The organism is Blattabacterium cuenoti (genome assembly GCF_014252035.1).
Classification (GTDB): domain Bacteria; phylum Bacteroidota; class Bacteroidia; order Flavobacteriales; family Blattabacteriaceae; genus Blattabacterium; species Blattabacterium cuenoti_Z.
The window spans coordinates 615,047-621,526 of the sequence record NZ_CP059207.1 but is presented as its reverse complement, the minus strand read 5'-3'; the positions used below and the strand labels follow the sequence as shown (position 1 = coordinate 621,526).

8 protein-coding genes are annotated in these 6,480 nt (G+C 23.5%); all 8 read left to right on the top strand.

What is annotated here, in order from left to right; genetic code table 11:
* Positions 1-127: 127 nt before the first annotated feature.
* The 8 genes from H0H49_RS03020 to sufB all read left to right on the top strand — a co-directional run bounded on the left by H0H49_RS03020 (position 128) and on the right by sufB (position 6,471).
* Positions 128-1,375, top strand: a complete 1,248-nt coding sequence (locus H0H49_RS03020) for a mechanosensitive ion channel family protein (protein WP_185864470.1) — start codon at positions 128-130, stop codon at positions 1,373-1,375.
* 2 nt (positions 1,376-1,377) lie between these two features.
* On the top strand, positions 1,378-2,103 hold the full coding sequence (locus H0H49_RS03015; protein WP_185864469.1) for a pyridoxine 5'-phosphate synthase: 726 nt from the start codon (positions 1,378-1,380) through the stop codon (positions 2,101-2,103).
* Positions 2,100-2,867, top strand: a complete 768-nt coding sequence (locus H0H49_RS03010; protein ID WP_185864468.1) for an alpha/beta fold hydrolase — start codon at positions 2,100-2,102, stop codon at positions 2,865-2,867. The genes H0H49_RS03015 and H0H49_RS03010 overlap by 4 nt, the downstream gene beginning before the upstream one ends.
* Before the next feature lie 136 nt (positions 2,868-3,003).
* Positions 3,004-3,219 (top strand): membrane protein insertion efficiency factor YidD, encoded by a 216-nt coding sequence (yidD, locus tag H0H49_RS03005; RefSeq protein ID WP_185864467.1) that lies wholly within the window; start codon positions 3,004-3,006, stop codon positions 3,217-3,219.
* Between the two features lie 15 nt (positions 3,220-3,234).
* On the top strand, positions 3,235-4,122 hold the full coding sequence (lgt, locus tag H0H49_RS03000) for a prolipoprotein diacylglyceryl transferase (RefSeq protein ID WP_185864466.1): 888 nt from the start codon (positions 3,235-3,237) through the stop codon (positions 4,120-4,122).
* Entirely contained in the window at positions 4,115-4,639 is a 525-nt protein-coding gene (locus H0H49_RS02995) for a DUF192 domain-containing protein (RefSeq protein ID WP_185864465.1), read from the top strand. Before lgt ends, H0H49_RS02995 begins: the two co-directional genes overlap by 8 nt.
* 27 nt (positions 4,640-4,666) lie before the next feature.
* Positions 4,667-4,996, top strand: a complete 330-nt coding sequence (locus tag H0H49_RS02990; protein WP_185864464.1) for a HesB/IscA family protein — start codon at positions 4,667-4,669, stop codon at positions 4,994-4,996.
* A gap of 23 nt (positions 4,997-5,019) precedes the next feature.
* A complete protein-coding gene (sufB, locus tag H0H49_RS02985; RefSeq protein WP_185864463.1) occupies positions 5,020-6,471 on the top strand; it encodes a Fe-S cluster assembly protein SufB in 1,452 nt (483 codons plus the stop codon).
* Positions 6,472-6,480: the final 9 nt, after the last annotated feature.

Below are 6,480 nucleotides of genomic sequence, written 5' to 3'. Positions count from 1 at the left end.
AAATTTTATTTTTAAAAATTAAATCAAAAATTTTTATCTTTCATATGAAAAGTAGTAAAGTTATTGAAAACTATGAAGACAGTCAACCTACCAAAATCATTATATATTATAATCTTTTTTTAATAATATGAAAATGTTGTTAATTTTTCAAATTCAAGAAATATGTTATGAATTTACTCACAATTTAGATTTAAAAAAATGGAGTAGTATTTCCCTCATTATCATTAGTAAAATGTTATCTTTTTCAATATTGATATTAGTTATAGGGTTTCTTTTTAATAAAAGTGTTCGTTTTGTAGTAAGGAGAATAGTAAATTCTACTCATTTTGTTTGGGATAACATATTATATGAAAACAGAGTATTTGATAGTTTAGCTTATTTTTTCCCATTATCTATTGGTTTTATTTTAATTGAACCTATTTTTAAACAACATTATACAATAATAGTATATTTAGAAAAAGTATTTGATATATTATTTGTTCTCATTGTATTACAATTTATGATTAGAGTTATCAACTCTATTATGAGAATAGCTACTAGCGAAAATAATCATCAGACAATAGCCGTTAGATCATTTTCGCAATTATTAAAAATAATATCTATTATATTTTGTTTTTTAGTTATTGTTGCAATTCTTACAAAAAATGATATTATAACTGTTTTAACTAGTTTAGGTGCCATAACAGCTATTGTAATATTAGTTTTTCGAGATACAATATTAGGATTCGTTTCAGGAGTACAAATGGCGTCCACGAAAATGATCAAAGTAGGTGATTGGATTGGAATTCCAAAATACAATATAGAAGGAACAGTTATTGAAATCAATTTAACTTCTGCAAAAATAGAAAATTTTGATAAAACGATAACAAGTGTCCCTACTTATGATTTAATTTCTACTGCTGTTACTAATTTTGAAATTATGCGACAAAGAAATATACGTAGAATTAAAAGATCTATACTATTCAATATACAATCCTTTCATTTTTGTAACTCAGAAAAATTAAAAAAATTTAAAAACGTTGATTTAATAAAAAATTACATTAATAGAGTACAAAAAGAAATAGATAAAGAAAAAAAAGTAAAAAATATAAGTGTAGATTTAAATGATAAAAGATTAACTAATATTGGTTTGTTTCAACAATATGCATTAGAATATTTACATCAACATTCAAAAATATCTCAATCGGAAACTATAATGGTGAGGCATTTAGCTCCTAATCATTACGGATTACCTATTGAATTATATTGTTTTACAAAAACATCAGAATCTATTAAATATGAAAAAATACAAGCAAATCTTTTTGATCATTTGTTAACTATTGCTAAGGAATTTAATTTGGAAATTACACAAGTTACTAAAAAAGAATTTCATTAAAAATGGTAAAATTAAGTGTAAATATTAATAAAATTGCAACATTGAGGAATGCAAGAGGAGGAAATATTCCTAATCTTTTACAAGTAGCAAAAGACATCCAAATATTTGGAGGTCAAGGTATAACTGTGCATCCTAGGCCTGATGAAAGACATATTACTTACAAAGATGTATACGATCTTAGTAAAGTAGTGAAAAAAGAATTTAATATAGAAGGATATCCCAATGAAAGATTTATGAAATTAGTTTTGGATATAAAACCGGATCAAGTTACTTTAGTTCCAGATTCAGATCATGCGATAACATCTAATCGTGGTTGGGATACTATTCTTCATCAAAATTTATTAACTGATAAGGTTAATCAATTAAAAAGAAAAGGAATACGAAGTTCTATATTTTTAGATCCTATTCCAGAAATGGTACCATATGTAAAAAAGATAGGTGCAGATGGAATTGAATTATATACAGGATATTATTCTTTTGGATTTATGAAAAAAAAATTCGATTGTATTCATTCTTATATTAACACGGCAAAAATAGCTAATTCTAACAAACTATTTGTTAATGCTGGTCATGATTTAAATTTAGAAAATTTATCTTTTTTAATTGAAAATATTCCATTTCTTATGGAAATTTCTATAGGACATGCTTTGATTAGTGAATCCTTGTATTTAGGATTAGAAAACACAATACAGAGTTATCTAAAAAGGATAAAAAAAATATATAAATGATATTACATTCTAAAATTTTTGGAAAAGGAATTACTATTTTAGTACTTCATGGTTTATTTGGAAATGGTGATAATTGGACTTCTTTTGCTGAAAAATTTTCAAAATATTATGAAATTCATTTATTAGATATTAGAAATCATGGAAACAGTTTTCATTCAGAAAAAATGAATTATGATATTATATCAGAAGATATACTTGAATATATTTGTTATTATAAATTGGATCATCCAATATTACTAGGTCATTCTATGGGTGGTAGAGCTGTTATGAAGTTTTCTATGAAATACCCTCTAATACCCAAAAAAATTATCATTGTGGATATAAGTCCTAATGCATACAAGAATACAGAAAATGAAAATATAATTTGTGCATTAAAAAATGTTGATTTTCATTGCATCAAAACAAGAAATGATCTTGTTTTATTTTTAAAAAAATGGATTCTAGACAAGAAAATAAGATCATTTTTCTCTAAATGTACTTATAGAAATAAAAATGGAAAATTGTCTTTTCGTTTTTTTTTAACTGGAATAGAAAAAAATTATAAATCTTTAATACAAGAGGATATAAAAGGAGGAGTATACAATGGTCCAACTTTGTTTTTACGAGGAGAATATTCAAATTATCTTCTTCCTAAAGAATATGATTCCATTATAAAATTATTTCCTAAATCAATATTTGTAACAATAAAAAAATCAAATCATTGGATTCATATAGATAATCCATTGTCTTTTTATGAAGAAGTTGACTTTTTTTTAAAAAAATAGGTTAACCAAAATTATTCATAACAATATAATTAATCAATAATTGAAATTTATTCATTTTTTTGTATAAAAAAAATTAGTAATCAACTAAGTTAGTTGATGATTTATTTATTAAATTTTGATAACAATTTTTGATCATATGAAAATTATCAATAAACTTTTTATAGAACTTATTAAGTTCTACCAATTAGGAATATCTCCTTCAATAGGTAAAAATTGTAGATATATTACTACTTGTTCAGAATATATGATTATTTCTCTCAAAAAATTCCATTTTTTTAAAGCTATTTTTTTTAGTTTGAAAAGAATTATTCAATGTAATCCTTGGGGAAAATCAGATTATAACTCTATTTGAAAAAAGATATTGAAAATGTATATTAACTGGAATCCTATCCATAAGTTTACTTTATGGAATTTTTCTATTCATGTTTATAGTCTAATGTTTATCATTTCTTTTATATTAGGTTGGTATATTATGAAGTATTTCTATCAAAAAGATCATGTAGATAAAAAATATTTAGATCCTTTATTTACTTATACTTTTTTAGGAACTATTATAGGTGCTAGATTAGGGCAGATTATATTTTATGATTTTTCATATTTTGCAGATCACTTAATAGAGGCTTTTTTGCCGATTAAAGAAAATAACGAAAGTTTGTTATTAGGTTTTATAAAAGGATATGAATTTGTAGGATACAGAGGATTATCTAGCCATGGAGCTACTATAGGAATTATTATTTCTAACCTTTTTTATATCAAAAATATACTTAATAATAAAAAATCATTTATTTGGTTATGTGATAGACTTTGTATAATAGCAACATTATCTGCTGTTTTTATACGAATAGGGAATTTTTTTAATTCTGAAATAGTGGGAAAACCATGCAATGATCAATTACCTTGGGCCGTTAAATTTATTCAAATGGACCCAAATTATGGAGAAATAATTCCAAGACATCCTACGCAAATATACGAATCTATTAGTTATTTATTAATTTTTATATTACTTTGGTTATTATATCATAAAAAAAATAATATTAATGATGGATTTTTATCTGGAATTTTCTTTATTTCTTTATGGTCTGTACGTTTTTTATTAGAATTTATGAAAGAACCACAAAATAATAATGAATTTTTTAGTTTATTATTCTTGAATACTGGACAGATTCTTAGTATTCCTTTCATTATTTTTGGAATAATTCTTATTATTTTATCAAGGTTATCAAGGATAAAAAAATTATTTTTTTATCATGAGTAAATTATATATTTTATTATCTGTAATAATTTTATTTCTTCTAATATTTTCTTCTGAAAGGGTAAATAATATATCAAATAACAATTTTTTTTCGGATATATGTAATTCATTAAATATTGAATTTATTAAACATGGAGATTTATATTTAATAAATAATAATTCTGTTATTGTAAAAAAAATTGAAATAGAAATAGCTAAAGAGTATACTGATAAAATAAATGGATTAAAATTTAGATCTTCTATGGAAGAAGATAGAGGAATAATTTTTTTATTAAAAAATCAAGAAGAATATAAAAAAATAAATACTCAAGGTATTAGAAAGTTTTTAGATATTATTTATATTGATGAATATAATACTATTATTTATATAAATAAAAATGTTAATCCAATAAATGAAATAGATATAAATTTGCTTCCTTCAACAATAAAATATATTTTAGAAATTAATGCTGGAATGGTAGAAAAATGGAAAATAAAAGAAGGATTTAAAATAAATTTAGTTTTGACAAACAAAAAATAATATTAAAATAAATTAATTATAATTATTATGATTTTTATATCTGAAAAAGCTGAAAATAAACTTCTTTCTCTTATGAAAAAAGAAGGTTTATCAAAGGATGTTTCTTTTGTTAGACTTGGAGTTAAAAATGAAGGATGTTCTGGATTATCTTACGAAATTACTTTTGACAAACAAAAAAGAAAAGAAGATAAATTTTTTCAAAAAGAAAAAATAAAAATATTAATAGATGAAAATAGTTTTATGTATTTGGAAGGAATAACATTAGAATATTCAGATGGACTCAATGGAAAAGGTTTTTATTTTAAAAATCCTAACGCTAAACATACTTGTGGTTGTGGAAAAAGTTTTTCTTTATAAAAAATATTCTTGTTCTTAGAAACATGAAAAAAAATAATAATATACTAGATATAGTTAAAAATTCTGAATATAAATATGGATTCTATACTCCTATAAAATCGGATAAAATTCCAGTAGGATTAAATGAAACAATTATTCATAAAATAACGGAGAAAAAAAATGAACCTAAATGGATGTTAGATTGGAGGCTTGAATCATTCAAGATATGGAAAAAAATGAAACCACCAAGATGGGCAAATATAAAATATACAGTTCCTAATTTTCAAAATATTAGTTATTATTCATCTCCTAAAAAAAAAATAGATTTTAACAAATCATATAATATTGATCCAGAATTAATAGATACATTTAAAAAACTAGGAGTAAATATAGAAAATAGAGAAGAAAAAAATGCTATTTCAAATATAGCAACAGATATTGTACTAGATTCCGTTTCTTTAACTACTACATTTCAAAAAAAATTAGAAGAAAAAGGTATTATATTTTGCTCTATTAATGATGCATTAAGAAAATGTCCAGATATGATAAAAAAATATTTAGGATCTGTCGTTTCGAAAAAAGATAATTTTTATGCCGCTCTTAATTCTGCTGTATTTTCTGATGGTTCTTTTTGTTATATTCCAAAAGGAGTTCAGTGTCCTATGGAATTATCGACATATTTTCGTATTAATGAAGATAAAACTGGTCAATTTGAGAGAACTTTAATTATTGCGGATGAAGATTCTCAAATGAGTTATCTAGAAGGATGTACAGCTCCTGAAAGAAAAGAAAATCAATTACATGCAGCAGTAGTGGAAATTATAGCATTAAAAAATTCTAAAATAAAATATTCTACTGTACAAAATTGGTATCCTGGAAACAAAAATGGAGAAGGAGGTATATTTAACTTTGTCACAAAACGTGGTTTGTGTGAAGAAAACGCTAAAATATCTTGGATACAAGTAGAAACAGGGTCTTCAATTACTTGGAAATATCCTTCTTGTATTTTGAAAGGAGATTTTTCTATAGGTGAATTTTATTCTTTAGCTTTAACTAAAGATTTTCAACAGGCAGATACTGGAACAAAAATGATACATATAGGAAAAAATAGTAAAAGTGTTATTATTTCAAAAGGAATATCTTCTGGGCATGCGCAAAACAATTATAGGGGATTAGTAAAAATAACAAAAAAAGCAATTAATTCAAGAAATTTTTCACAATGTGATTCTTTATTAATAGGTGATTATTGTGGAGCTCATACTTTTCCATATATTCATGTATATAATAAAAACTCTCAAGTAGAACATGAAGCAACTACATCAAAAATAGGGGAAGACCAAATTTTTTATTGTAATCAAAGAGGTATTGATACAGATAAAGCTATTTCTTTGATCGTTCATGGATTTAGCAATGAAATTATAAAAAAACTTCCTATGGAATTTGCTGTAGAAGCACAAAAATTATTAGAAATTTCTTTAGAAGGATCTGTTGGTTAATAAAAATTA